Origin of the sequence: Streptomyces sp. AA4, assembly GCF_000158875.1 — a bacterium.
GTDB lineage: Bacteria > Actinomycetota > Actinomycetes > Mycobacteriales > Pseudonocardiaceae > Amycolatopsis.
In genome coordinates, this window is the sequence record NZ_GG657746.1 from 4,907,399 (window position 1) to 4,932,841 (window position 25,443).

At 71.2% G+C, this 25,443-nt stretch carries 22 protein-coding genes; 13 read left to right on the forward strand and 9 right to left on the reverse strand.

Annotated elements, in window-relative coordinates:
• Together SSMG_RS22495 and SSMG_RS22500 are read right to left on the reverse strand one after the other, a co-directional pair.
• The coding region (locus tag SSMG_RS22495; protein ID WP_009079705.1) for a S9 family peptidase at positions 1–1,898 on the reverse strand (1,898 nt) is incomplete at its 3' end.
• A gap of 38 nt (positions 1,899–1,936) precedes the next feature.
• The gene (locus SSMG_RS22500; protein ID WP_009079706.1) at positions 1,937–2,905 is read right to left on the reverse strand and encodes a TerC family protein; all 969 of its coding nucleotides are present in this window, start codon (positions 2,903–2,905) and stop codon (positions 1,937–1,939) included.
• Between the two features lie 422 nt (positions 2,906–3,327).
• On the opposite strand from SSMG_RS22500, the gene SSMG_RS22505 reads away from it, so the two are divergent.
• The 3 genes from SSMG_RS22505 to SSMG_RS22515 all read left to right on the forward strand — a co-directional run bounded on the left by SSMG_RS22505 (position 3,328) and on the right by SSMG_RS22515 (position 8,022).
• Positions 3,328–6,195, forward strand: a complete 2,868-nt coding sequence (locus SSMG_RS22505; protein ID WP_009079707.1) for an alpha/beta fold hydrolase — start codon at positions 3,328–3,330, stop codon at positions 6,193–6,195.
• A gap of 106 nt (positions 6,196–6,301) precedes the next feature.
• Positions 6,302–7,240, forward strand: a complete 939-nt coding sequence (locus SSMG_RS22510) for an ABC transporter permease (protein WP_009079708.1) — start codon at positions 6,302–6,304, stop codon at positions 7,238–7,240.
• A gap of 26 nt (positions 7,241–7,266) precedes the next feature.
• Positions 7,267–8,022, forward strand: a complete 756-nt coding sequence (locus SSMG_RS22515; RefSeq protein ID WP_037714519.1) for an enoyl-CoA hydratase/isomerase family protein — start codon at positions 7,267–7,269, stop codon at positions 8,020–8,022.
• A 189-nt stretch (positions 8,023–8,211) separates the two neighbouring features.
• Here the strand turns inward: SSMG_RS22515 and SSMG_RS22520 are convergent, their stop codons facing one another.
• The 4 genes from SSMG_RS22520 to SSMG_RS22535 all read right to left on the reverse strand — a co-directional run bounded on the left by SSMG_RS22520 (position 8,212) and on the right by SSMG_RS22535 (position 12,453).
• A complete protein-coding gene (locus SSMG_RS22520) occupies positions 8,212–8,613 on the reverse strand; it encodes a type II toxin-antitoxin system VapC family toxin (RefSeq protein ID WP_009079712.1) in 402 nt (133 codons plus the stop codon).
• Positions 8,610–8,876, reverse strand: a complete 267-nt coding sequence (locus SSMG_RS22525) for a type II toxin-antitoxin system VapB family antitoxin (protein WP_199785959.1) — start codon at positions 8,874–8,876, stop codon at positions 8,610–8,612. Before SSMG_RS22525 ends, SSMG_RS22520 begins: the two co-directional genes overlap by 4 nt.
• Before the next feature lie 34 nt (positions 8,877–8,910).
• The gene (gene uvrB / locus SSMG_RS22530) at positions 8,911–11,070 is read right to left on the reverse strand and encodes an excinuclease ABC subunit UvrB (RefSeq protein WP_037714522.1); all 2,160 of its coding nucleotides are present in this window, start codon (positions 11,068–11,070) and stop codon (positions 8,911–8,913) included.
• 81 nt (positions 11,071–11,151) lie between these two features.
• Positions 11,152–12,453: a DUF5685 family protein gene (locus SSMG_RS22535; RefSeq protein ID WP_037714524.1), complete on the reverse strand. Its 1,302-nt coding sequence runs from the start codon at positions 12,451–12,453 to the stop codon at positions 11,152–11,154.
• A 114-nt stretch (positions 12,454–12,567) separates the two neighbouring features.
• On the opposite strand from SSMG_RS22535, the gene SSMG_RS22540 reads away from it, so the two are divergent.
• The 8 genes from SSMG_RS22540 to SSMG_RS22575 all read left to right on the forward strand — a co-directional run bounded on the left by SSMG_RS22540 (position 12,568) and on the right by SSMG_RS22575 (position 20,735).
• Positions 12,568–13,086, forward strand: coding sequence for a DUF402 domain-containing protein (locus tag SSMG_RS22540; protein WP_009079717.1), 519 nt, complete (start codon positions 12,568–12,570; stop codon positions 13,084–13,086).
• A gap of 81 nt (positions 13,087–13,167) precedes the next feature.
• Positions 13,168–13,923 (forward strand): class I SAM-dependent methyltransferase, encoded by a 756-nt coding sequence (locus SSMG_RS22545; protein ID WP_009079719.1) that lies wholly within the window; start codon positions 13,168–13,170, stop codon positions 13,921–13,923.
• 71 nt (positions 13,924–13,994) lie between these two features.
• Positions 13,995–14,900 (forward strand): ABC transporter ATP-binding protein, encoded by a 906-nt coding sequence (locus SSMG_RS22550; protein WP_009079721.1) that lies wholly within the window; start codon positions 13,995–13,997, stop codon positions 14,898–14,900.
• A gap of 13 nt (positions 14,901–14,913) precedes the next feature.
• Complete coding sequence (locus tag SSMG_RS22555) at positions 14,914–15,651, forward strand: ABC transporter permease (RefSeq protein WP_009079722.1); 738 nt, start codon at positions 14,914–14,916, stop codon at positions 15,649–15,651.
• 5 nt (positions 15,652–15,656) lie between these two features.
• Positions 15,657–17,171, forward strand: coding sequence for a glycosyltransferase family 39 protein (locus tag SSMG_RS22560; protein ID WP_037717733.1), 1,515 nt, complete (start codon positions 15,657–15,659; stop codon positions 17,169–17,171).
• 86 nt (positions 17,172–17,257) lie between these two features.
• A complete protein-coding gene (locus SSMG_RS22565) occupies positions 17,258–18,784 on the forward strand; it encodes a glycosyltransferase family 39 protein (RefSeq protein WP_037714527.1) in 1,527 nt (508 codons plus the stop codon).
• Entirely contained in the window at positions 18,781–20,112 is a 1,332-nt protein-coding gene (locus tag SSMG_RS22570; protein ID WP_234392729.1) for a sensor histidine kinase, read from the forward strand. Before SSMG_RS22565 ends, SSMG_RS22570 begins: the two co-directional genes overlap by 4 nt.
• Positions 20,109–20,735 (forward strand): response regulator transcription factor, encoded by a 627-nt coding sequence (locus SSMG_RS22575; protein ID WP_009079732.1) that lies wholly within the window; start codon positions 20,109–20,111, stop codon positions 20,733–20,735. Before SSMG_RS22570 ends, SSMG_RS22575 begins: the two co-directional genes overlap by 4 nt.
• 101 nt (positions 20,736–20,836) lie before the next feature.
• On the opposite strand, the gene thrS is transcribed toward SSMG_RS22575, so the two are convergent.
• Entirely contained in the window at positions 20,837–22,084 is a 1,248-nt protein-coding gene (gene thrS, locus SSMG_RS22580) for a threonine--tRNA ligase (RefSeq protein WP_009079734.1), read from the reverse strand.
• A gap of 138 nt (positions 22,085–22,222) precedes the next feature.
• Positions 22,223–23,407, reverse strand: coding sequence for a dephospho-CoA kinase (gene coaE, locus SSMG_RS22585; protein ID WP_009079736.1), 1,185 nt, complete (start codon positions 23,405–23,407; stop codon positions 22,223–22,225).
• Between the two features lie 283 nt (positions 23,408–23,690).
• Between coaE and SSMG_RS22590 the strand changes: the two genes are divergently transcribed.
• Positions 23,691–23,912, forward strand: a complete 222-nt coding sequence (locus SSMG_RS22590; RefSeq protein WP_009079739.1) for a hypothetical protein — start codon at positions 23,691–23,693, stop codon at positions 23,910–23,912.
• 90 nt (positions 23,913–24,002) lie between these two features.
• On the opposite strand, the gene SSMG_RS22595 is transcribed toward SSMG_RS22590, so the two are convergent.
• Entirely contained in the window at positions 24,003–24,443 is a 441-nt protein-coding gene (locus SSMG_RS22595; RefSeq protein WP_037714531.1) for an OsmC family protein, read from the reverse strand.
• Positions 24,444–24,611: 168 nt separating this feature from the next.
• On the opposite strand from SSMG_RS22595, the gene SSMG_RS22600 reads away from it, so the two are divergent.
• Positions 24,612–25,244 carry a TetR/AcrR family transcriptional regulator gene (locus tag SSMG_RS22600; RefSeq protein WP_009079741.1) on the forward strand — a complete coding sequence of 211 codons (633 nt, stop codon included), beginning with the start codon at positions 24,612–24,614 and terminating at the stop codon, positions 25,242–25,244.
• Positions 25,245–25,443: the final 199 nt, after the last annotated feature.

Below are 25,443 nucleotides of genomic sequence, written 5' to 3' on the forward strand. Positions count from 1 at the left end.
ACCGCCTCGAACCGCTGCACCCGGTGCCGCGGCCGGCCCGAGCGCGTCAGCTCGTGCCCCTCGCCCGGGAACAGCAGGAACTCCGTCTCCGCCCCGGCCTGGCGCAGCGCCACGAACTGCCGCTGCGCCTGCTCCAGCGGGCACCGCCAGTCCTGCTCGGAATGCACGACGGCGAACGGGATCCGCACGTCCGCGGCGTAGGTCAGCGGGCTGCGGCGGCGCTGTTCGTCGGAGTCCGCACCGACGTAGCCCTCGGTGAAGTAGTAGCCGATGTCGGAGCTGCCCGCGAAGGAATCCCACGCGTTCACCGCGCGCTCACTCCACGCCGCGCGGAACCGGTCCGGATGCTTCGCGGCGACCCAGCTCGTCATGAACCCGCCGTAGGAACCGCCCATGATGCCGGTCCGCGACGCGTCGAGGTCCGGCCGCTCCAGCGCCTTGTCGAGCAGCGCGAGCACGTCGTCGACGTCGACGGTGCCCATGTTGTGCACGACCGAAGTACCGTGCGACTGCCCGTATCCGGCCGAACCGCGCGGATTGCCGAGCACGACCGCGAACCCGGCCGACGCGTACACCTGCGCCTCGTCGAACACCGTCCACTCCTGCTGGGTGAACGGTCCGCCGTGGACCACGCGCAGCACCGGGTGCGGTCCTTCGCCCTCGGGCAGGACGAGCCAGCCGTGCACCGGGTAGCCGTCCGGCGCGGTCGTTTCGAGTTCCACGACCTCGCAAAGACCCTTGTCCCGCAACGGCTTCGAGTAATCGGTGAGCACTCGCGGACCGTCCGCGCCCAGCACCGCCAGCTCGCCCGCAGTGTCCAAACCGGCCACGACCGCGACGACAGTGTCGCCGTCCGCCGCGAATCCGTGGACCGCCGAGGGTCCGGCGTGCAGCACGCGCAAGTCGTCGAGCTTCGCGCCGTCGGCGTCCGTCGGGATCGCGCGCAGTTCCACCGCGCCCCGGTTGCGCACCGCGACCAGCACCTCGTCGCCGCGCGGAACCGCCGGTCCGGAGCCGATCTCGATGTCCACGGTCTCCACATCGGTCAGCCGCCGCGGTTTCCCGTTCGACACGACCGCGTACAGACCGGTGTTGGAAGCGACCACGACACCGTCCTCATGGGACGTGCCGAAGAAGTAGAGCGTGCCGTCCGCCGCGTACACCGGCTGATCGGCGTACCCGGGGCAGGCAGTCAGCACCTCGGGTTCGCCGCCGTCGACCGGGAACGCGACGAGGTCGTGCTCGCGCGTTTCCGTCCGGTCGAAGTCGTGCGGCACGACCACGACGACGCGCTCGCCGTCCGGCGTCCACACCGGCTGGCTGACGCTGTAATCGCGCGGCGTCACCGCTTCCGGCTCGCCCTCTTCGAAGGTGTCGAGCACGAACAGCCGCTTCGGCCGGTCGCGCAGGAAGCCGATGTTGTCGAGGCGGTAGTCGAGCCGGGTGATCAGCCGCGGCGCTTCGGCGGCGGGCTCCGGCGTGCGCTCGTCGGCGTCCTCGGTGCCGTAGCGGCCCGGCTCGGCTTCGCGCGCGGTGAACGCGAGCCAGCGCGAATCCGGGGCCCACACCGGCGCGTCCGCGCCGAGGTGCAGCGACGTGAGCTTCCGCGATTCGCCGCCGTCCACCGGCATCACGTGCACCTGCGGGCTGCCCTCGGCGCCCTTGCCGTCGCCGGCGCGCAGGAACGCGACCCACCGGCCGTCCGGGGAGATCGCCGGCGCCGAGTCGCGCGGACCTTGTGTCCACGGCGTTTCGCCGCCGGAGAGCGAGATCCGCCGGATCGCGCTGCGGTACTGGTCGGTTTCCAGGTCGGGACTGCTCACCGCGGCGAGCAGGAGGTCACCGCGCAGCGCGGGACGGCCGGGGACGGCGAGGACTTCGATGTCGGCAGGACGCATGCCGACGACCGTACCCGATCCTTAGCAAGGCAAACGACCTATTCGGCCGCGACCGCCCGCCGTTCGTCGCGCTTGGCCTTGGCCAGGCTCAGCACCGTGGTGACGGTCAGGACCACGACGATCACGCCGAGGGACATCCAGTTGCTGATGTCCAGCCAGTCCGGCGCGAGGTGGTACTCGTGCAGCGCGTGCACCACCAGCTTCGCGCCGATGAAGGCGAGGATCACCGCGAGGCCGTAGCTGAGGTAGACGAGCTTCGTGACCAGGCCGCCGAGCAGGAAGTACAGCTGCCGCAGGCCCATCAGCGCGAACGCGTTGGCGGTGAAGACGAGGAACGCCTCCTGGGTGATGCCGAAGATCGCCGGGATGGAGTCCACCGCGAACAGCAGGTCGGCCGAGCCGATCGCGACGATCACCAGCAGCATCGGGGTGATCTTCCGCTTGCCGTCTTCCTTCACCAGGTACTTGTGGCCGCGGTAGTCGTCGGTGACCGGGAAGAGCTTGCGCACCCAGCGGGTGAGCGCGTTCTCGTGGTACTCCTCCTCGCCGCCGCCGTGGCCGCGCAACATGCTGATCGCGGTCCAGACGAGCACCGCGCCGAAGAGGAAGAAGACCCACACGAACTGGTTGATCAGCGCCGCGCCGACCGCGATAAACACGCTCCGCATGCCCAGCGCGAGCAGGATGCCGACGAGCAGCACGCGGTGCTGGTGGATCGCGGGCACCTTGAACGAGGCCATGATGACCATGAAGATGAAGAGGTTGTCGACGCTCAGCGAGTACTCGGTGATGTACCCGGTGAAGAACTGGACCCCGGGGTCGTGCCCGGCGAAGTACCAGATCCCGGCTCCGAACAGGACGGCGCAGCCGATGTAGAAAATCACCCAGCGCGCGGCCTCGCCGGTGGTCACCTCGTGCGGCTTGTGGTCGACGATCACCAGGTCGATCGCGATCAGCGCGAGCAGCCCGCCGACTGTCGCGAACCACAGCCACAGGGGGACAGTCATCTCAGAAACCTCCGGATAGTGCGCAGCAGCAACTAACCGGAGGTCTCTCCCGCCGGTGCGAGACCGGCCGACGGTGCCGGGGACCTCGGCGAATGGCTCACCGGGTCACCGTGCTGACGACACCGCCGCGAAGGAATACTCCCCTCACAGCGCGTTCAGTCTGCCGGTTACGGGCTGCGAACGCCAGCCGGGGTTGCCCACATCACCGTATTGATGGCGTCGGCTTCGCCGCCGCGCGCGGGATCGCCTTCAAGCCGACGTTTGGGGCCGAGGGACTGGAGGCCCTTCGGCCTGTCCCGCCGCACGAAAACAAACGCCGGCGCGATCCCGCGGCGGTGGTCCGGTGCCGCCAAAATCCCGCGCTATGAAATCTGTGTGAGGTCGAACCACCGTTCTCAGCAGAATCGTCATAACGTCGCTTCGTGCCCCGAATCCCGCTTCCCCGCACCCGCGGCTCCCGGCTCGCTGCCGTCGCCGCCGTGGTGCTGGTCGCCGCCGCGGCGGTGACCGTCTGGGCGACCCGCGACCGCGGTCCCGCACCGGTCCGGACCCAGGACGCCTTCGTCTCGATGCCCGCCGCGCCCGGTTCGCCCGACCAGGTCCGGATCGACACCACGACCTACTACCCCGAACACACGCCCGCGCCCGCCGTGCTGCTCGCGCACGGCTTCGGCGGCGACAAGTCCAGTGTGGACCCGCAGGCGCGCGAACTGGCGCAGCGCGGGTTCGTCGTGCTCGCCTGGTCCGCGCGCGGATTCGGGCACAGCACCGGCAAAATCGGCCTGAACGACCCGGACGGCGAGGTCGCCGACGCGCGCCGGCTCGTCGACCGGCTGGCGGCGAGCCCCGACGTGGCGGCCGGAGCCGACGGCCAGCGCGAGATCGGGGTGACCGGAGCGTCCTACGGCGGTTCGCTGTCGCTGCTGCTCGCCGGGACCGATCGCCGGGTGCGCGCGCTCGCGCCGGTGATCACCTACAACGACCTCGGCCAGGCTCTCGTGCCGAACGCCGCGGCGGCGACCGCTCCGTCGGCGAAGACTCCAGCCGCCGGCGCGTTCTCGCCGGACGGCGTCTTCAAGAAGAGCTGGGCGGGCATTTTCTTCTCCGCTGGTTCGGGTGCGGCCGCGGCGAGCACGCCGTCGGCCGAAGCGCCGGAAGCGGGACAACCGACCACCGACACCGGCGGCACCGCGGGGAACAGCGGCGGCACCGCGCCGCAAGCCGCCGCGCCCCCGGCCGGGGCACGGGCGGAGCGGCCGTCCGCGGATCCGTGCGGCCGGTTCACCGCGGCGGTGTGCAAGGCCTACGCGGAACTCGCGACCACCGGCAAGGCCAGCCCGGAGACGGTCGCGCTGCTGCACCGGGTTTCCCCCTCGTCGGTCACCGGCAAGATCACCGCACCGACGCTGCTCGTGCAGGGCGAGAGCGACACGCTGTTCGGGCTCGACCAATCCGACGCCACCGCGCGGCAGATCACCGCGGCGGGCGGCTCGGTGCGCACGATCTGGTACACCGGCGGGCACGACGGCGGCGTCCCCGGACCTCAGCTGCGCGCGAAGATCGGCGACTTCCTGTGGTCGTCGCTCACCGGACAGGGCGACCCCGGCCACGGATTCAGCTACGACGTCCAAGGCACGTTGCGCGCCAACGGAACCCCGTCGGTGCGCACGGTCAACGCCGCCGCGTACCCCGGTCTCGACGGCGCCGGAACCGAGCGGAAGCAGCTGGCGCTCACCGGCCCGGCGCAGCCGATCGTCCGGCCCGCGGGCGCGAATCCGGCCGCGGTGAGCGGGATTCCGGGGCTCAACGGGCTCGCGGCGGGCACCTCCCGGCTGGCTCCGCTGTTCAGCAGCGATCCGCCGGGGCAGGCCGCGCAGTTCGGCACCGCGCCGTTCGACAGCCAGGTGCTGCTGGCCGGTTCGAGCACCGTGCACCTGCGGGTCGCGACCGACCCGGCGCATCCGCAACCGGAAGCGGTGCTGTTCGCGAAGCTGTACGACGTCGGCCAGGACGGCACCCGCGTGCTGCCCGCGAACGCGGTCGCGCCGTTCCGGGTCACCGGGCTGCCCGCGGACGGCACGCCGGTCGACGTCACGGTGACGCTGCCGGGGGTCGTGCGGCCGATCGATTCCGGGCATTCGCTGCGGCTCGTCGTCGGCACGACAGACCAGGCGTATTCGGTGCCGACGCAGCCGGGAGTGTTCCGGGTCGCGCTCGCACCGGGCGCGGCGCTCGCCGTTCCGGTGGTGCCCGGCGCTTCGGTCGGCGCTCCCCTGCCGGTCGGGCAGCTGATCGGCATCGGCGCGACGCTGCTGGTCGCGCTCGCGGCCGTCGTGGTCGCGGCGATCCGGCGGCGCCGGGCGCACGACGTCGACCCGGAACTCGCGGACACCCCGCTGGTGATCAAGGGGCTGCGCAAGCAGTACGCGGGCGGGTTCACCGCGGTGGCGGACCTGTCGTTCCGCGTCGAACCGGGCCAGGTGCTGGGCCTGCTCGGGCCCAACGGCGCGGGCAAGACGACCACGCTGCGGATGCTGATGGGCCTGATCACGCCCACCGCGGGCGAGATCCGCGTGTTCGGCCACCGGATCGCTCCGGGCGCGCCGGTGCTGTCGCGGATCGGGTCGTTCGTCGAGGGCTCCGGATTCCTTCCGCATCTGTCCGGCAAGGCGAACCTGGAGCTGTACTGGGCGGCGACCGGGCGGCCGGTCGAGAAGGCGCACTTCACCGAGGCGCTGGAGATCGCCGGGCTCGGCGACGCGGTGCACCGGCGGGTGAAGACCTACAGCCAGGGCATGCGGCAGCGGCTCGCGATCGCGCAGGCGATGCTCGGGCTGCCGGAGCTGATGGTGCTCGACGAACCGACCAACGGGCTCGACCCGCCGCAGATCCACCAGATGCGGGAGGTCTTGCAGCGCTACGCCGCCACCGGGCGCACCGTCGTCGTCTCGAGCCATCTGCTGGCCGAGGTCGAGCAGACGTGTTCGCACGTGGTGGTCATGCACCGCGGGAGGCTCGTGGCCTCGGGCGAGGTCGGCGAACTGGCGGCCTCGAGCGGCGAGGCCACGTTCCGGGTCGGCGACCCGGCGGCGGCCGCGGCGACGCTGAAGAGCATCGCCGGGGTGTCGGACATCGAAACCGAGGGCGACCTGGTGCACGCGAACCTCGACGGCCTGCCCCGCGCCGAGGCGGTCGCGGCCCTCGTGCGCGCCGGGGTCGCGGTCGAACAGGCCGGGCCGCGCCGCCGTCTCGAAGACGCGTTCCTGCAGCTGGTGGGAGAGGATTCATGAACGAGGACAACGGTTACGGCGGGGCGCGCACCGACCCGGCCGTTTCTCGGGAACTGAGCGACCGCCGCGTCGAAAACCCGTTCCTGCCGCCCGTGGGAGAAAACTCGTGAACGAAACCAACGGCTCCGGCGGAGTCCACACCGACCCCGCCGCACTGCAGGAACTCAGCGACCTCGCCACCGCGGAACCCGCCGAGGTCGGGCCGGACGGCGCGGTCGCGGGCTACCGGGCCGACCGGACGCTGCGGCTGAGCGTCGAGCTGAAACGGCAGCTGCGCCGCCGGCGGACCCAGCTGGTGCTGGCGTTCGTCGCGGTGCTGCCGTTCATCCTCGTGGTCGCGTTCCAGATCGGGCAGTCGAATCCGAACCGCCGCTCCGGCGGGTTCGTGGACCTCGCGACGGCGAGCGCGCCGAACTTCGTGGTGCTCGCGTTCTTCGTGTCCGGCACGTTCCTGCTGCCGATGATCGTCGCGCTGTTCTTCGGCGACACGATCGCGAGCGAATCGTCGTGGTCGAGCCTGAAGTACCTGCTGGCGATCCCGGTCCCGCGGCACCGGCTGCTGCGGCAGAAAGCCGCGGTGTCCGGGCTGCTGTCGATCGCCGCGCTGGTGCTGCTGCCGGTGGTCTCGCTGCTGGTCGGCGTCCTCTGGTACGGGGCGGGCGACGCGATCAGCCCCACCGGCGACGCGGTCAGCTTCGGCGACAGCCTGCTCGCGCTGCTGATGTCCACTGTGTACATCGTCGTGCAGCTGGCCTGGGTCGCCGGGCTCGCGCTGCTGCTGAGCGTCTCGACGGAGGCGCCGCTGGGCGCGGTCGGCGGGACGGTGCTGGTGGCGATCCTGTCGCAGATCCTCGACCAGATCACCGCTTTGGAGGGATTGCGGAACTACCTGCCGACGCACTACTCGTTCGCCTGGATCGACCTGATCTCCACCGACATCGACTGGACGAACCTGGCCAGCGGGGTGTTGTCGTCGGTCATCTACACGACGGTCTTCCTGCTGCTGGCGGGCCGCCGGTTCGCACGCAAGGACGTCACCAGCTGAGGCGGATGTCCGGTACGGTTCGGCGCGTGACGATCCACCTGGAACTCGACGCCGGCGTCGCACTCGTGACCCTCGACCACGGGCGCGGCAACACCCTCGACACCGCCACCTGCAAAGAGCTGGTGATCAGACTCGAAGAAGCCGACGCGGCCGGAGCGCGCGCGGTCGTGCTCACCGGGTCCGGCGACATCTTCTCCGCCGGAGTGGACCTGGTCGCGCTCGACGAGGGCGGCGCGCGCTACGTCAGCGATTTCCTGCCCGCGCTGTCGGACGCCTTCCTGGCCGTCTTCGGCTTCCCGCGCCCGGTGGTGGCGGCGGTGAACGGCCACGCCATCGCGGGCGGCATGGTCCTGGCGGCGGCGTGCGACCACCGCATCGCCGCGGACGGCCCCGGCCGCATCGGCGTGACGGAACTGCTGGTGGGCGTGCCGTTCCCGTTGTCGGCGCTGGAAATCATGCGCTGCACCTACGGAACGACCCCGCTGCCGTCCCTGATCTACAGCGGCGCGACGGTCACCATGGCCGACGCGGTCCACCGCAATCTGGTCGACGAGGTCGTGCCCGCGGAGGACGTCCTCGTCCGGGCCCGGGAGCTGGCCGCCCGGCTCGGCGAGTTGCCCGCGAAGGCGTTCGCGCACACGAAGCAGCAGCTCCGGCAGCCCTACCACCAGCGGATCGCGGAGAACCGCGTGTCCGACGACGCGCAGGTAGAGCGGTTGTGGCGATCGGAGCCGGCGCTCGCGGCGGTGAAGGCGTACGTGGAGAAGGTCCTGAAGCGCTGACCCTTTCGGTTGGTCCTTTCCCGGGAAATCGCGGGATTAGAGACTTTCTTGCCTCAGCTCTGCCCTCGCACCCATTGCTTCGGGCGCATGTTTCTGTGAAAGTCGAGGTGAGGGTCCGGGAACCGGGGGTGCCTCAGTTCGGAGCGCACCCCCGGCCGGGAGTCTGTTCAGCCCGCTTCGCCAGCCCGGTCAGTCCTCCCCCAGCTTGACCAGCTCGAGGTCGGTTTGCGGGAAGTCGTCGCCGATGCAGAGCAGCGGTTCTCCGGCGACCATCGCGGCCGCGTAGGTGAGGCAGTCGCCGAAGTTCAGCGCGGCGGAATGCCTGCCTTTGCCGTACCGCAGGAACGCGGTCTGCGCGGTCCGCCAGTGCGCTTCGCCGAAGGTGAGGACGTCGAACCGCCGCCGTTGCAGGAACGAAGCCAGCAGCGCGGCGCCTCGCTCGCCTTCCTTGTTCGCCAGCACGATCGAGGTCTCCACCAGGGTCGGCGCGCCGATCCGGCATTCCTCCGCGCCGCCGATCGCCCGGGCGATCGGCACTGCCAGCGGCTCTTCCATGAGCACCGCCACGATCGCGGAACTGTCGATGATCACACGCCACCCGGCCCGTATCCGAGAATTTCCTCGCGCTCGGCTTTGCTGATCGCCTTGCCCCGGTTCTCCGGGGAGACCTGCGGCCAGACCTCTTCCCGAAGGAACCGCACGAACTCGTCCGCGTTGTGCTCCGCACGCCGTTGCGCGACCAGCCGGTCCCGCATGATCCGCAACGAATCGCGGACCGCACCGGTTTTGGTAGTGCCGGTCAGCTCGGCCACTTCCGCGGCCAGGCGCTCCGTTTCCGGATCCTTGATGTTCATCGCCATAGTGTAATGGTACCGCACAGTGGTGTAACTACTTGATTCCAGCCGCGTCCATCCCCCGCAGTTCCTTCTTCAGGTCGGCGACCTCGTCGCGCAGGCGGGCGGCCAGTTCGAACTGCAGGTCGCGGGCGGCCTGCATCATCTGGTCGGTCATCTGCTGGATCAGGTCGGCGAGTTCGGCGCGCGGCATCGCCGACACGTTCTTGTCGGTGAGCATGCCCGAGCTGCGGACGCGGTCGCCCTGTTCCGGCTTCTTGCCGCGCGAGGAGTTGCGGCCCGAGCCGCCGACCGCGACCGTCTCGTCCGAGTCTTCCGCTTCGGTGTAGACGCGGTCGAGGATGTCCGCGATCTTCTTGCGCAGCGGCTGCGGGTCGAGGCCGCGCTCCTCGTTGTAGGCGACCTGCTTGGCGCGGCGGCGGTCGGTCTCGTCGATCGCGTACTTCATCGAATCGGTGATCTTGTCCGCGTACATGTGGACCTCGCCGGACACGTTCCGCGCCGCGCGGCCGATGGTCTGGATCAGCGACGTGCCGCTGCGCAGGAAGCCTTCCTTGTCCGCGTCGAGGATCGCGACCAGCGACACCTCGGGCAGGTCGAGACCCTCGCGCAGCAGGTTGATGCCGACCAGGACGTCGTAGTCGCCCGCGCGCAGCTGGCGCAGCAGCTCGACCCGGCGCAGCGTGTCGACCTCCGAGTGCAGGTACCGGACCCGGATGCCCAGCTCCAGCAGGTAGTCGGTGAGGTCCTCGGCCATCTTCTTCGTCAGCGTGGTGACCAGGACGCGCTCGTCCTTGTCCGCGCGCTCGCGGATCTCGTGCACCAGGTCGTCGATCTGCCCCTCGGTGGGTTTCACGACCACCTTCGGGTCGACCAGGCCGGTGGGCCGGATGACCTGCTCGACGAACTCGCCGCCGGTCTGCCCCATCTCGTACGGGCCCGGCGTCGCCGACAGGTACACCGTCTGGCCGATCCGGTCGGAGAACTCCTCCCAGGTCAGCGGCCGGTTGTCGACCGCGCTCGGCAGCCGGAACCCGTAGTCGACGAGGTTGCGCTTGCGGCTCATGTCGCCCTCGTACATGCCGCCGATCTGCGGCACCGTCTGGTGCGATTCGTCGATGACCAGCAGGAAGTCTTCGGGGAAGTAGTCGATCAGCGTGGCGGGCGCGGAGCCGGGGCCGCGGCCGTCGATGTGCCGCGAGTAGTTCTCGATGCCGGAGCAGAAGCCGACCTGGCGCATCATCTCGATGTCGTACGCGGTCCGCATCCGCAGCCGCTGGGCCTCCAGCAGCTTGCCCTGCTTCTCCAGCTCGGCCAGCCGCTCCTCCAGCTCGGCCTCGATGCCGCGGATCGCCTTCTCCATCCGCTCCGGCCCGGCGACGTAGTGCGTGGCCGGGAAGATCCGGACCTCGTCGACCTCGCGCACGATGTCGCCGGTGAGCGGGTGCAGGTAGTACAGCTTGTCGATCTCGTCGCCGAAGAACTCGACGCGGATCGCCAGCTCCTCGTACGCCGGGATGATCTCCACGGTGTCGCCGCGGACCCGGAACGTGCCGCGCGCGAAGGCGATGTCGTTGCGCGAGTACTGCACGTCGACCAGCGCGCGCAGCAGCACGTCGCGCTCCACCGTGGCCCCGACCTCCAGCTTCGTGGACCGGTCGAGATACGACTGCGGCGTGCCCAGGCCGTAGATGCAGGACACGGACGCGACCACGATGACGTCGCGGCGCGAGAGCAGGTTCATCGTTGCGGAGTGGCGCAGCCGCTCGACGTCGTCGTTGATCGACGAGTCCTTCTCGATGTACGTGTCCGTCTGCGCGATGTACGCCTCGGGCTGGTAATAGTCGTAGTAGCTGACGAAGTATTCGACCGCGTTGTGCGGGAACAGCTCGCGCAGCTCGTTGGCCAGCTGCGCGGCCAGCGTCTTGTTCGGGGCCATCACCAGCGTGGGGCGCTGGACGCGCTCGATCAGCCACGCGGTGGTGGCCGATTTGCCGGTGCCGGTGGCGCCGAGCAGCACGACGTCCTTCTCGCCCGCCCTGATCCGGCGTTCGAGCTCGTCGATGGCCGCCGGCTGGTCGCCGGCGGGCTGGTACTCGCTGACGACCTCGAACCGACCGCCGGCGCGCGGCACCTCGGAGACGGGGCGGAAGTCGGACTGGGCGAGGACGGGGTGTTCGGTTGCGAAAGCCACGGGAACCAGGGTAGGCCGGACCACCGACAATTTCCGCGACGGCCCGGCTGAGCTGGGAATCCTCCGGCACGGGCGGCCGGCTCAGCAGTCGCAGCAGTCGCATCCGTCGCAGCAGCCGCAATCGCAGTCGCACCCGCCGCAGTCGCAGCCGTCGCACCCGCCGCTGTGCGGTTTGCCGCTCCACGGGCCCGGGTACGGGTCGCGGCAGCAGTACTGGCAGGAGCAGCACATGTACGTCGCGATCGCGCAGCCCGCGAAGAAGTTCCGGCGTTCCGGCGGGACCGCGAACCTGGGGACCCAGCAGCCGCCGCCCTTGCCGTCCAGCGGGTCTCCCTCCCCCGGCGGCTCAGGCCCGTCCGGACCGCCTGGTCCACCGGGGCCAGGCATTCCAGCAGGCCCGTACCCCGGCACCGGCGCGCCGTAACCCGGTTGCCGCCCGTATCCCGGCTGCCCGGTCCCCGGCCCGTACGGCGACTGCTGCGGCGCCGGCCCGGGCCCGATCCACCCGGGCGGCGGCTGCTGGCCGTGCAGGTGGTGATGCCCGAACGCCCGGCGCACCGCCTGCCTCAGCTCGTGCACCAGCAACGCGTGCACCAGCGCCGAATCGGCGAACTCCGCCTCGCGCAGCGCCAGTTCGACCCCGAGCACCGCGTCCGAGCAGAGCCGGTGCGCCTCGTCCACCGCGGTTCCCGTGGCCAGCAGCGGATTCCAGGCGCCGGACGCGGCATCCGCCGCCAGGTCCTCGACCGCGTCGAGCAGGTGTGCCACCCGGCCGAACAGCCGTCCGGCCTCGGCGAGCGGCGCGCGGTTGCCGAGGCGTCCGGCCAGCACCGCGGTCTGCGCGAACGCCGCCGAGGACGCCAGCTCGGCCGGTTCGGTCGCGAGCAACGGCGAGTCCCCGGCCCGAAGCGCGCGTTCCAGCTCGCCCTGCCGTCCGACCGCCTCGGTCAGCACCGCGGTGTCGAAGCCGATCCCAGCCCCCGTCCGGCCGCCCTGCGCGGCCCAGCGGCGCGCGACGAGCCGTGCCGCGCCGGCCACCGGACGCCGGGCGAACGCGCCGTCCCGGTCGGCGACATGGTCGTCGACCTTCGCCGAAGCCAGCACCAGCGACACCGCCGCGGCGAGCCGGGCCCCGTCGCCGACCGCGACCGACGCCGACCGCATCGACCGCAGCGGGCACGGTCCGGCGGCACGCCGGGGCCCGCTCGGCAGCTGCGCCTCGACCAGCGCCGACACGATCAGCGCGTCGTAGTTCGTCACGACCCGGGCGAACTGCCCGTGCTGGTCGCGCAGCGCGAGGCAGAGGCCGCACAAGTGCGCCGTCCAGTCCGCGTGCAGCCGCCCGGCCAGCCGGTGCCGGCAGGGTCTGATGATCCCGAACAAATGCTTGTCCCCCCGGGAGAACCGAACGACCCGCGAACTCTAGCTCCTCGCCCGGACCCCTGATCGGCGTTCCGGAGATTCTCGCGAAGGGCGCGGGCAGGGCAGGATGGGCGGATGACCGATCTGCACCCGCCCAAGGTCGAGACGTTCGACCCGGCCGCCCGCGTGAACATCGACAACAAGGGCATCCGCCGCGACGTGGAGGAGTTCCGCGAGGAGCCGTTCGGCCTGTACCTGGCGCGGCCGACGCCGGGGCGGGCGCAGTTCCACTACCTCGAGTCCTGGCTGCTGCCGGAACTCGGCCTGCGGGTCACCGACTTCTGGTTCAGCCCGGGCCACGAACGCGACCAGGACTTCTACCTCGACGTCGTGCGCGTGCACCGCGACGGCCCGCGCTGGGTCGCCACCGACCTGTACCTCGACCTCGTGCTCAAGGACAAGCTCTCGGTCCGGGTCATCGACACCGACGAACTGCTCGCCGCCGTCGCCGGGAACCTGCTGTCGGAGAAGGAAGGCGAGTACGCGCTCGAAGTCGCCTACGCCGCCGTCGAGGGGCTCGCCGCGCACGGGTACGACCTCGCCGCGTGGCTGTCCACAAAGGACATGACGCTCGGCTGGCGCAGGCATCCCTAGCCGGGAACGGGGGAATTCCCCACCCCCGCCCGGCGGTCAGCCGGATTACCCGGCGCGGTTCGCCCGGCCACGATCAGCGGCATGGAACGAACCGCACACCAGGTGACGCTCGACCTCGTCTGCTCGCTGTACCGCGAGCACACCGAAGCGTTGCGCGCCGCGAAGGACGCCCAGCGAGCGCACCGCCGCGCGCATCCGGCGATGAAAACGCAACTGGACGACGTCGAGGCGGAGATCACCTACCTGCTCCTGCGGCACCTGCGCCCGGAGAAAGTCGTGGAGATCGGTTCGCTGCACGGCTGGTCCACGAGCTGGCTCCTCCGCGCGCTCGCGGACAACGGCGCCGGCAGGCTGACCACAGTCGATCTCATCGGCAATGCCACCAAGACCGTCCCGCACGCACTGGCCAAGGGCCGCTGGGAATTCCGCCAGGGCGACGCGCGCACCCTCGCCGGCGACTGGCTGTCCGATGTGGACTATCTGTTCATCGACGCCGACCACGGCGCGCGCTTCGCGAGGTGGTACCTCTCCGACGTTTTCCCGAAGATCGACGCCGCGGTGAGCGTGCACGACGTGTTCCACCGCGCCACCCCGCTGCCGTTCACCGAGGGCACCGAAGTGGTGCGCTGGCTGGAAAAAACCCAGACCCCGTACTTCACCGCGGCCCGCGCCCGCGCGAAACACGCGTACGCTTGCCTCGACGAACTCCGGCGGGAACTCGGCGTCGACAGCGTCGTGCACCCCGGCCGCGACAACCCGATGATCTACTTCCGCATCCACCGATCGGTGGATGCGCGGGGGACGGCCGGTGGACCCGAAGTCACGCCGTTCCGCTGATCCGATCGGCCCCGCCGGCCGGGATTCTCGAAGGCAGCAATCGCTGCGATTCGAGAGGGGACTCCGGGGCAATGCCGGTCATCGAGGTGCGGAACCTCCATAAACGCTACCGCGGGAAGACGGCGGTGGAAGACGTTTCGTTCACCGTAGAGCAGGGCGAGATCTTCGGGATCCTCGGGCCCAACGGGGCGGGCAAGACCACCACGGTGGAATGCGTCGAGGGCCTGCGCTCCCCCGACGGCGGCACCGTTTCGGTGCTCGGGCTGGACCCGCGGCGCGACGTTCGCGAACTGCGCCAGCGGCTCGGCGTCCAGCTGCAGGAAAGCCAGCTGCCCGACCGGCTGCGCGTCGGCGAGGTCCTCGACCTGTTCGCCGCGATGTACCGCACCCCGGCCGACCCGGAACGGCTGATGGCGCTGCTCGGGCTCACCGAACAGCGGAACACCTTCTACCGCAAGCTTTCCGGCGGCCAGCAGCAGCGCGTGTCGATCGCGCTCGCGCTGATCGGCAGCCCCGAGGCGGTGGTGCTGGACGAGCTGACCACCGGGCTCGACCCGCAGGCCCGCCGCGACACCTGGGACCTCGTCGAAGCCGTGCGCGCGGAGGGCGTGACGGTCGTGCTCGTCACGCACTTCATGGAGGAAGCGGAACGGCTGTGCGACCGGATCGCGGTGATCGACGCCGGCCGCGTCGTCGCGATCGACACCCCGGCCGGGCTGGTCGGCCGGGTCGGCGGGGAGCAGCGCATCCGCTTCCGCCCGTCCGCGCCGGTCGATCCGCACGCGCTGGCCGGGCTGCCGAACGTGCGGAAGGTCGAGCGGAACGGCGCGCATCTGGTGGTGACCGGGGGCGACGGCGCGCTGCAGGCGGTGACGTCGTTCCTCGCCCGCGCGGACGTGGTGGCCGGCGAACTGCGGGTGGAGCAGGCCAGCCTCGACGACGCGTTCGTCGCGCTGACCGGCCGGAAACTGGGCTGAGGGGGAACCGGAAATGCTGTCGAAGCTGACTGTCGCCGAGGCGAAGATCTTCCTCCGCGATCCGGGCGCGCCCGCGGTGGTGCTCGGGATTCCGCTGGCGCTGGTGCTGGTGTTCGGGCTGATGCCGGGGTCGCGCGAGCCCAGCCCCGAGCACGGCGGCCAGTCGTCGCTGGCCACGCTGATCGCGCCGATGGCGGTGGCGATCCTGCTCGGGATTCTCGCGCTGAGCCTGTTCCCCGGCGCGATGGCCGCGCACCGGGAGAAGGGGGTGCTGAAGCGGCTCGCGGCGAGCCCGGTGCCGCCGTCGCGGCTGCTCGCCGCGCAACTGCTGGTGAACCTCGCCATCGCGGTCGTCGCGATCGTGCTCGTCGTGGGGGTGGGCACGATCGCGCTCGGCATGGCGCTGCCGAGGAACCCGGGCGGGTTCCTCGCGGTCATGCTGCTGGGCGCGGTGTCGCTGTTCTCGGTGGGCACACTGCTCGCCGCGTTCGCGCCGACCGGCCGCGCGGCGAACGGGCTCGGCGCGGCCGCGCTCTTCCCGATGCTCGCGCTCGGCGGGGTGTGGGTGCCGAAGGAGCAGCTGCCGCCGGTGTTGCAGCACGTCGCGGACATCCTGCCGCTCGGCGCGACGCTCGGCAGCCTGCGCGAGACGGCCGCCGGACACGCGCCGCAGCTGCTGCCCATGGTCGCGCTCGCGGTGGTGGCCGTCGTGTGCTCGACGCTCGCCGCCCGATTCTTCCGCTGGGAGTGAGCGCGATGACGACGACAGAGGACCAAGCCACGACGGCCCGCGCGGTGGCGCCGTTCGCCCGGCTGCCCGTGTTCGGCGTCGCCGCGCTGATGGCCGTGCCGCTGGTGCTCACCGCGAACAACTACGGCTACTTCGGCGACGAGCTGTACTTCCTCGCCGCCGGACGGCATCTGGCCTGGGGGTACGTGGACCAGCCGCCGCTGCTGCCGCTGCTCGCCCGCGCGATGGACACGATCGCGCCCGATTCGCTGTTCGTCCTGCGGCTCCCGGCGATGCTGGCGATGCTCGCCGGCGTCGTGTCCGCCGCGCTGATCGCCCGCGAACTCGGCGGACGCACCCGCGCGCAGGTCGTCACCGCCGCGACCTTCGCCGCCTGCACCCAGTTCGTCGCCAGCGGCCACTACCTGGCGACGTCGACGCTGGATCCGTTCCTCTGGACCGTCCTGCTGTGGCTGGTGGTCCGCTGGATCCGCACCCGGCGCGACGGCCTGCTGGGGTGGGCCGGAGTCGTCACCGCGCTCGCGTTGTACGTGAAGTTCCTGATCGGCGGCTTCTGGATCGTCGCCGGGATCGCGCTGCTGATCTGCGGTCCGCGCGAACTGCTGCGCCGCCCGCTGCTGTGGGCCGGCGCCGCGATCGCCGCGCTGGCGCTCGTGCCGACGCTGATGTGGCAGGCCCGGCACGGCTGGCCGCAGCTCAGCATGGGCGCGGCGATCTCGAACGAGGTCGGCGAAACCTGGGGCGGCCGGGTGTCCTGGCTCCCGCAGGTCCTGCTGCTGGCGGGTGTCCCGGTCGGGGCCGTGCTGCTGGGCTACGGCCTGTGGCGGCTGCTGCGTGCGCCGCAGCTGCGCTCTTACCGCTTCCTCGCCTGGACCACGCTCGCGCTCGCCGTGGTGTTCATCGCGGTCAACGGCCGGTCGTACTACATCACGGGCATGTTCGCGCCGTGCTGGGCGGCCGCGGCGGTGGAGCTGGAGCGCGGGCAGGCGGCGCGGTGGTGGCGCTGGATCCCGACGTGGCCGGTGTACGTGCTCTCCGCGCTGCTGATGCTGCCCGCCGCGCTGCCGGTGTGGCCGCATTCCTGGCTCGCGAAGAACCCGTCGCTGCCGACCCCCGCGTTCTCGTTCGCCGAGGTCGGCTGGCCGGAAGGGGCGCAGTCGGTCGCCAAGGTGTTCCACCGCGTGCCCGATCCGGCACACACCGCGATCGTCGGCGAGACGTACTGGACCGCGAGCGCGCTCGACCGCTACGGACCGCACCTGGGCCTGCCCGAGCCGACCAGCCCGAATCGCGGATACGCGACGCTGGCCGTCCCGCCCGATTCGGCGCGCGACGTCCTGTTCGTCGGGGCCGATCCTCGGCCGCTGCTCGGGCACTTCGCGCATCTCGAGCCGGTGGGCGCGGTGACGACCGGGGACGCGAAGCCGAGTGTGCTCGACGGCACGCCGATGTGGCTGGCCACCTCGAGACTGCAGCCGTGGACGGAAATCTGGCCCAAGCTGGCGAACACCGGCGCTTGACCGGCGGCACCCGCCGTGGAACGGCGCGAGGCCTCGCCCGTAGGGTGCGGGCGAGGCCAGCCCCCGATCTGCCGACAGGGAGCAGGATGGATGCCGTGACCACGGCCACCGCACCGAGCACGCCCGGCCGCGCGCTCGCCGAGTTCGCTCGGCGGCCGGTCTTCCTGCTCGCCGCGGGGACCGCCGCCGTACTCCTCGCCACCGCCGGCCGCTACGGCTACTTCGGCGACGAGCTGTACTTCCTCGCCGCGGGCAAACACCTCGCGTGGGGCTACGCGGACCAGCCGCCGGTGCTGCCGTTCCTCGCCTGGCTCGCGAACTCGCTCGCGCCGGGCTCGCTCGTCGTGTTCCGGATCCCGGCGATCCTGGCGACCGCCGCGGGCGTCGTGTTCACCGGACTCATCGCGCGCGAAATGGGCGGCGAGCGCAGAGCGCAGACCCGCGCCGCCGCCGCGTACGCGATCTGCGGGCAGTTCGTCGGCAGCGGCCACTACCTCGCGACGTCCACTGTGGACCCTCTGCTGTGGACGATCGTGCTGTGGCTGCTGGTGCGCTGGATCCGCACACGCGACGACAACCTGCTGCTGTGGCTCGGCGTCGCGACGGCGGTCGGGCTCAACGTGAAGTTCCTGATCGGCGGGTTCTGGGCGGTCACCGCGATCACCGCGCTCGTCTTCGGGCCGCGGGACCTGTTGCGCCGCCCCAAACTGTGGGCCGGCGCGGCGATCGCCGCGGTCGCGTGCGTGCCGACGCTGCTCTGGCAAGCCTCGAACGGCTGGCCCCAGCTCGGCATGGGCGACGCGGTTTCCCGCGAGGTCGAGGAAGCGGGCGGCCGGGCGATGTTCGTGCCCGCGCTGCTCGCCGGAGCCGGTCTGGTCATCGGCGCGCTGGGCGTGCTGTACGGGCTGGCCGTGCTGCTCGGCAGCGCCCGGCTGCGCGCGTACCGCTTCCTCGGCTGGACCGCGATCGGCGTCTTCGCGATCTTCCTGATCGGCAATGGCCGGTTTTATTACGCCGCAGGCACTTTCGGCCTGTTGTGGGCCGCCGCCGCGGTGCATCTGCAGGACCGGCGGCCCGCGTTGTGGTGGCGCTGGGTGCCGACGTGGCCGATGTTCGTCCTCTCCGCGCTCTACAGCCTCCCCTACGCGCTCCCGGTGTGGCCGGTGCAGTGGCTCGTCGAGCATCCGACCGCGCCGCGCCCGGCGTACGCGATGGAGGAGTACGGCTGGCCGGATCTGGCCGCGTCCGTCGCCAAGCAGTACCGCGCGCTGCCTCCGGAGGAACGGACCCGCACCACGCTCGTCACCGGCGGGTACTGGCAGGCCGGGGCGCTCGACCGGTACGGGCCGGAGCAGGGCTTGCCCGAGGCGTACAGCGCCAGCCGCGGGTTCTGGTACTTCGGCCGTCCGAACGACAATGCCGACACCGTGCTGTTCGTCGGCCGCGAACCGGCGAGGCTGGCGGCGCACTTCCGGTCCGCGCGCGTCGTCGGCGAGGTCGACAACCGGCTGGGCGTCCCGAACGCCAGCCGACACATGCCGATCTGGCTGCTCGACGGCCGGATCGGCAGCTGGGCCGGGATCTGGCCGCAGCTGAAGGACCTCAAGGCGTGAGACTCGAGGACCTCCGGGGGGTCAAACTCGACTGGCGGGGTTCGCTGATGCCTCCGGCGGTGGGGCGGAAAGACGAGGCGCCGGTGCGCTGGCACCGGTGGTTCAGCCGGACCGAGACCCTGCTCGCGTGGCTTCTCCTGGCGGTCTCCGTCCTGCTCACCGCACTGGGCAGCACCAAACCGGACGACCACCGGTCCACCACCCTGCTGATCGCCGCCGGTGCGGCGGGGTGGTTGCTGCTCACCACCGTCGTGCTCAGCGCGAAGCTCCGCGATCACCCGCTGACCGCCGCAGTGGCGTTCGCCGGCGTCGTCACGCTCGGCGCGATTCTCGAAGCGCGCGAAACGTACTTCGTCATCTTCATGGTCTACGCGTTCTTCGCCGCCATGCGGATGAAGCCGATGGTGCTGGCCGTCCTCGGCATCGGCATCACTTCGCTGCTGATCAACACCATGACGCTCGGCGGTCCGATCCACGCGCTGACGGTTTCACCCGGGGTCTGGATCTCGCTGGTGATCGTGCAAACCGCGGCGATCAGCGGCGGGGGCGCGGTTTTCGCCGCCGTGGGCAGGCAGAACGCCGAGCGCAAACGGATGCTCGACCAGCTGGCCGCCGCCGAGGCGGAGAACCGCGGGCTGCAGCGCCAGCTGCTCGCGCAGGCCCGCGAGGCGGGCGTGCTCGACGAGCGGCAGCGGCTGAGCCAGGAAATCCACGACACGCTCGCGCAAGGGTTCACCGGGATCATCACCCAGCTCGAAGCCGCCGCGCAGGCCCGCGACGACACGGCGGAATGGGAACGCCACCTCGCCGCGGCAACCCAGCTGGCCAGGGAAAACCTCACCGCGGCCCGGCGCTCGGTCGCCGCGCTGCGGCCCGAACCGCTCGAAGCCGCGACGCTGCCCGAGGCACTCGCCGAGGTCGCCCGGCTGTGGAGCGAGCGGACCGGCGTGCCCGCGGAGTTCTCGACCACCGGGACCGCGGTTCCGCTGCATCCGGAGCTGGAAGCCACCCTCCTGCGGATCACCCAGGAAGCACTGTCCAATGTGGCCAAACACGCCCGGGCGAGCCGGGCCGGGATCACCCTGTCGTACATGGGCGACGAGGTGACGCTCGACGCGCGCGACGACGGCGTCGGCTTCGATCCGGCACACCCGCCCGCGCCGCCGTCGGCGGAAGGCGGGCACGGCCTGCCCGGCATGCGGCGGCGCGCGGAACGGCTCGCCGGAGCCCTGCACGTCGAGTCCGAACCGGGCGGCGGCACCGCGGTCTCGGCGCGCCTGCCCGCGATCCCGGCTGCGACACTGGATCCGACCGAGGGGGCCTCATGACCATCACGCTGCTGATCGCCGACGACCATCCGATCGTCCGGGACGGGCTGCGCGGCATCTTCACCGGCGAGCGCGGCTTCGAGGTGCTGGGCGAGGCCGCGCACGGAGCCGAGGCGGTCACGCTCGCCGAGGCGTTGAAACCGGACGTCGTGCTGATGGACCTGCGGATGCCCGGCACCGACGGCGTCGCCGCGATCACCGAACTCGCCCGCCTCGGCAACCCCGCGCGCGTGCTCGTGCTGACCACCTACGACACGGATTCCGACGTGCTGCCCGCGATCGAGGCGGGCGCGACCGGCTACCTGCTGAAGGATTCGCCGCGCGAGGAACTGTTCCGCGCCGTCCGCGCCGCCGCGCGCGGCGAGGCAGTCCTCTCCCCCGCCGTCGCGAGCCGGATCATGGGCCAGATGCGCGCCCCGGCCCAGGAACCGTTGTCACAGCGGGAAATCGAGGTGCTGAACCTCGTCGCGCGCGGGTCGACGAACAAGGAAGCGGCGAAGAAGCTGTTCATCAGCGAGGCGACGGTGAAGACGCACCTGCTGCACGCGTACGCGAAACTCGGCGTGAAAGACCGCGCGGCGGCGGTGGCGGTGGCTTTCGAACGCGGTCTGCTGGGGTCCTGACCCGCGCCCGGAGAACACCCCAATGTGGCATTGGGTGCATGCGACGCACCGAACGCCACATTGGGTGCATCTGACGCACCCAATGTGGCATTGGGGCGCTTTCAGCTCCACAGAGCTTCGGCGCGGGATGCTGCCCGAGCGGCCACTGCGGCGATGAATTCCTTGGCAAGCAACGGATCCAGCCTGCGGCCGTCCCGGAGCCGAGGCGCCACCAGGCCCGCGTCCGCTTCCAGCGGACCGACCACGGCCTGATACGGCACCAGCCGCCGGTCCCGGATGCGCGCGCCCAGACTCCCCCGGTCCGCCGGGACGACCTCGGCGCGCAACCCGGCCGCCATCGCCTCCTCCGCGACCGCTTCGGCGGCTGCGAGTTCCGCGTCGCCGACCGGGAGCACCGCCACCTGCACCGGGGCCAGCCACGGCGGGAACGCGCCGCCGTGTTCCTCGATGAGCTGGGCCAGCACGCGCTCCAGGCTGCCCAGCACCGCGCGGTGCACCAGGACCGGCCGGTGCGCGCGGCCGTCCGGGCCGACGTACTCCAGCCCGAACTGCTCCGGCTGGTGCAAATCGATCTGCACGGTGGACAGGGTCGATTCGCGGCCGGAACTGTCGGCGAGCTGGACGTCGATCTTCGGGCCGTAGAACGCGGCTTCGCCCGGCCCGCGTTCGTACTCGATGCCGTCGAGCGCTTCGACGAGCACCTCGGCCGCACGGTCCCACGCTTCGGCCGCGCCCGCGTACTTGCCGCGGTTGTCCGGCAAGGAAAGCCGGTAGCGCGCGGGTTTCAGGCCAAGGTCTTGGCAGACGCGCCGGATCAGCTCGAGCGCACCTCGCACCTCCGCGCCGACTTGTTCGGGAAGACAGAAGATGTGCGCGTCGTTCAGCTGGATCGCGCGCACCCGGCTGAGCCCGCCCAAGACGCCGGACAGTTCGGCTCGGTACATCCCGCCGAGCTCGGCCAGCCGCAGCGGAAGTTCGCGGTGGCTGTGGGCGCGGGAACGGTAGATCAGCGCGTGGTGCGGGCACAGGCTCGGCCGCAGCACGACCTGCTCGCCGCCGAGATCCATCGGCGGGAACATGTCCTCGCGGTAGTGCGCCCAGTGGCCGGAGAGCTCGTACAGCTCGCGTTTCCCCAGCACCGGCGACGAAACGTGCTGGTAGCCGGCGCGGCGTTCGACCTCGCGGACGTACTCCTCCAGCACGTGCCGGATCGCGGCGCCGTCGGGCAGCAGATACGGCAGTCCCGCTCCGATCAACGGGTCGCTGCCGAACAGGCCGAGTTCGCGGCCGAGTTTGCGGTGGTCAGGCATGGCGGTCTCCTCACGGAAGGCGAGGCGAGCGCACGACAAAGCCCGGGGCGCTCGCCCCGGGCTCGAATGGCAGTGTTCAGCGCGCCGGGACGGGATCCGGCGTCGTCGTGGACTGGGCGCGCTTCATGCCGCGAACGGTAGCCCGGCGCCCGGCGGGACCGCACCTGGTTTTCCGGCTCAGGGCTTCCAGCCGCTGTGCTCGGCCCACTTCTCCGCGCGCACGAACGCCGCGTTGACCCAGCCCTGCTTCTCGTCCGCGTACTGCTCGACCGTGCCGTCCGCGGAGTGCTTGCGCGCCAGCTCTTCCTTCACCCGGGCGTAGCCGTCGCGCTCGTCCGGGTGCGCGCGGATCCAGTCGCGGAACAGCAGCGCGAGCCGCCACGCCGGGGTTTCGGTGGACCGGACGTGCAGGTTCACCGGACGCTTCGGGTCGGCGCTCTGGTGGAACCGCTTGAGCCACTTGCCGTCGCCGCCCTGCGGATCGTCCCACCATTCGCCTTCGCGGCGCGGGAAACCGGCGTCGGCGAGCGCCTCGGCGAGCGCGTCCGCATCGTCCAAAGAGGACACGGTGAGCTGCAGGTCGAGGACGTCCTTCGCGGGAAGGCCCGGCACCGCGGTGGAGCCGATGTGGTCCGCGCGCACCAGGCGCGAACCGGCGATCTGCCGCAGCCGCGCCAGCCGGCGTTCGGCCTGCAGCGGCCAGCTCGCGTCGTAGGGCGAGATCACCGGCGAGGCGGGAGGACGCGGTTTGCGCAGCCGGAGGTTCGCTTCGAACGGCACCAGCCGGTCCGCCCACAGCGCGTCCACCTCGGCGAGCACGACGTCCGGCGTGCCGCCGTTGTCGAGCCAGACGTCCGCGACGGCGCGGCGCTGTTCCTCGGCGGCCTGCGCCCGGATCCGCGCCCGCGCGTCCGCCTCGGGCATGCCGCGGACCTCGACGAGCCGCCGCACCCGCACCTCCACCGGCGCGTCGACCACCAGCACCAGGTGATACGCGGGCGCGAGGTCGTTCTCCACGAGCAGCGGCACGTCGTGCACCACCACCGCGTCGTCCGCGGCCGCGGCCATCAGTTCGCCGGTGCGCTGCCCGACCAGCGGATGCACGATCGAATTCAGCCGCTTGCGCGATTCGTCGTCGGCGAACGCGCGCGCGGCGAGCGCGGGGCGGTCCAGCGAACCGTCCTCCGCGAGGATTTCCTCGCCGAACGCCTCGGTCAGCGCGGCCAGCCCCGGCGTGCCCGGCTCCACGACCTCGCGCGCGATGCGGTCCGAATCGATGACGACGGCCCCGTGTTCGGCCAGCCGGTTCGCCACCGTCGACTTCCCCGCACCGATCCCGCCCGTCAGGCCCACTCGCAGCATGGCCACACCCTACTGTGCCGAAGATCGGTCATCCGACCACAGCCACGGGTCGGGTCGGCCTGCTTCCGGCCGGACGCGCACCGAACACCGCCGTCACCCGCCTAAGCGACAGCGGACACCCTGCACGTGCAAGCGCACAGGTACCCGCACACCCTCCGCGCAAACGCAAGCACTTTTTCGGGCGTAGCCGAACTGATGTGGGTGACACGCCGCGCGCTTGCGCTGTTTTCGCGGGTCGAGTGCGTACCGTGCGCGGCGGAAGGGTCGCCCACACGGAGGAACAATGGCGGAGAAGCACGTCGGGAAGCACCGGCTCGGCACCCCGGGTCTGGTGCACTGCGTCTCCTATCGCCAGGTCTCGGACGCACTCGCGGAATACCGGCGCACGTGGTTCAGCGCGCTGCTCGTGCCCGCGAAGCACAGCCTGGCCGGCCTCCGCCGCCGTGCCCGCGAAGCCGCGCTCGAACGTGCTTGGGTGCCTTCGGTTTCGCTGGAACGCATCTGACCCTTCGCTCCCCCGGGAGCCAGCTCGCGCGCGTTTCGATCGCGATCTCAGTGCTCAGCGTGCGGTCGCACCCCCGGACCCGCCGGTGGATCAGACCGCGCGAGTTTCGATCGCGATCTCGCGGCTCAGCGTCCGGTGCACCGGGCATTTGTCCGCGATCTCCAGCAGCCGCGCACGCTGCGCGTCGTCGAGGTCGCCCTCCAGCGAGATCTCCCGGGTGATCCGGCTGATCAGCCCGGCCTCGGTCTCGCAGCGTTCGCAGTCGCGGGCGTGCACGCGGTCGTGCCGGAGCCGGACGGTCGTGCGGGTCAGCGGGATTCCCTTGCGGTCGGCGTACATCCGCAGCGTCATCGACGTGCAGGTGCCGAGCGCGGAAAGCAGGAGGTCGTACGGTGTGGGACCGGCGTCCGCTCCGCCCGCGCTCGTCGGTTCGTCGGCGAGGAATTCGTGGCCCGCGGTCGTGACGCGCTGGGTGTAGCGGCCGCTCCCGGCATCGGTGACGACGACAGTGCCGGGCTCCGGCTGGGTCATGGGGACGGATTCCTTTGTGCTCGGGGAGACCCGCCGAGGGCGGGCGGTCGCTTGTGGACGGTCCGGGCTCGCCGGAACGACGTTCCCAAGAAGCCGTGAATATCGTATCTTCTGCTTGCGAAGACGCGGACGCGCTTCCCGCGGAGCACGGGCAAAAGGGGGTGGGAGATGGCCACCCGGCATCTCTCGACACGGCCGGCGGAGCAGCACCACCGCGGCCGGTTCCTCGACGCGGCGCTGACCGTCCTCACCGAGCGCGGCGTCGCCGGGCTGACCGTGCGCGCGGTGGCGGAGCAGGCCGGCGCGTCCACGATCACGGTGTACACCCGCTTCGGCGGCCGCACGGGTCTGCTGGACGCCTTGTACGAACGGGCTTTCGACCTGCTGGGCGAGGATTTGCGCGCGGTTCCGCCGTCCGAGGGCGACGGGATTGCCGATCTCGTGGAAGTCGCGCTCGCCTACCGCCGGTTCGCGCTGGAAAGCCCGGCCCGCTACGGCCTGATGTTCGAGCGTTCGGTGCACGACTACGACCCGGACCCGGCGTTGCGGTCGGGAGTGCTGCGCACGAGTTTCGCCGAGTTCGTCGCCAAAATCGACCGGGTCTGCCCGCCGGACGTCGTCGCGCAGGAATGCGGGTACCTGCTCTGGACGTCGATGCACGGGCTGGTGAGCGTCGAACTGACCATCCGCTCGCAAAGCCCGCTCGACGACTGGTTCCTCAGCCCGGACGAATCCGCCCACGCGACCATGTACCGCCGCGGCGTCCGGGCGACTATCGACGGGCTGGGCCTGCGCAACTGACCCGTGTCCGGGCACGCCAAGCCACAGAGCCCTAAAGCCCGATCGACGTCCACGCACTGGCGAGCCTGCAACTGACCAACCGCTCGCAGAGCCCCCTCGACGCTTGGTTTCCTCAGCCCCGACGAATCCGCCCCACAGCCACGTACCGCCGCGGCGTCCGCGCGACTATCGACGGGCTGGGCCTGCGCAACTGACCCGC

Excerpts from the sequence above, each read along its gene's own strand:
- SSMG_RS22500 (WP_009079706.1), bottom strand. The coding sequence starts at position 2,905 with ATGACTGTCCCCCTGTGGCTGTGGTTCGCGACAGTCGGCGGGCTGCTC.
- SSMG_RS22525 (WP_199785959.1), bottom strand. The coding sequence starts at position 8,876 with ATGAACATCAAGGATCCGGAAACGGAGCGCCTGGCCGCGGAAGTGGCC.
- SSMG_RS22540 (WP_009079717.1), top strand. The coding sequence starts at position 12,568 with ATGACCGATCTGCACCCGCCCAAGGTCGAGACGTTCGACCCGGCCGCC.
- SSMG_RS22545 (WP_009079719.1), top strand. The coding sequence starts at position 13,168 with ATGGAACGAACCGCACACCAGGTGACGCTCGACCTCGTCTGCTCGCTG.
- SSMG_RS22550 (WP_009079721.1), top strand. The coding sequence starts at position 13,995 with ATGCCGGTCATCGAGGTGCGGAACCTCCATAAACGCTACCGCGGGAAG.
- SSMG_RS22555 (WP_009079722.1), top strand. The coding sequence starts at position 14,914 with ATGCTGTCGAAGCTGACTGTCGCCGAGGCGAAGATCTTCCTCCGCGAT.
- SSMG_RS22560 (WP_037717733.1), top strand. The coding sequence starts at position 15,657 with ATGACGACGACAGAGGACCAAGCCACGACGGCCCGCGCGGTGGCGCCG.
- SSMG_RS22565 (WP_037714527.1), top strand. The coding sequence starts at position 17,258 with ATGGATGCCGTGACCACGGCCACCGCACCGAGCACGCCCGGCCGCGCG.
- SSMG_RS22575 (WP_009079732.1), top strand. The coding sequence starts at position 20,109 with ATGACCATCACGCTGCTGATCGCCGACGACCATCCGATCGTCCGGGAC.
- coaE (WP_009079736.1), bottom strand. The coding sequence starts at position 23,407 with ATGCTGCGAGTGGGCCTGACGGGCGGGATCGGTGCGGGGAAGTCGACG.
- SSMG_RS22590 (WP_009079739.1), top strand. The coding sequence starts at position 23,691 with ATGGCGGAGAAGCACGTCGGGAAGCACCGGCTCGGCACCCCGGGTCTG.
- SSMG_RS22595 (WP_037714531.1), bottom strand. The coding sequence starts at position 24,443 with ATGACCCAGCCGGAGCCCGGCACTGTCGTCGTCACCGATGCCGGGAGC.
- SSMG_RS22600 (WP_009079741.1), top strand. The coding sequence starts at position 24,612 with ATGGCCACCCGGCATCTCTCGACACGGCCGGCGGAGCAGCACCACCGC.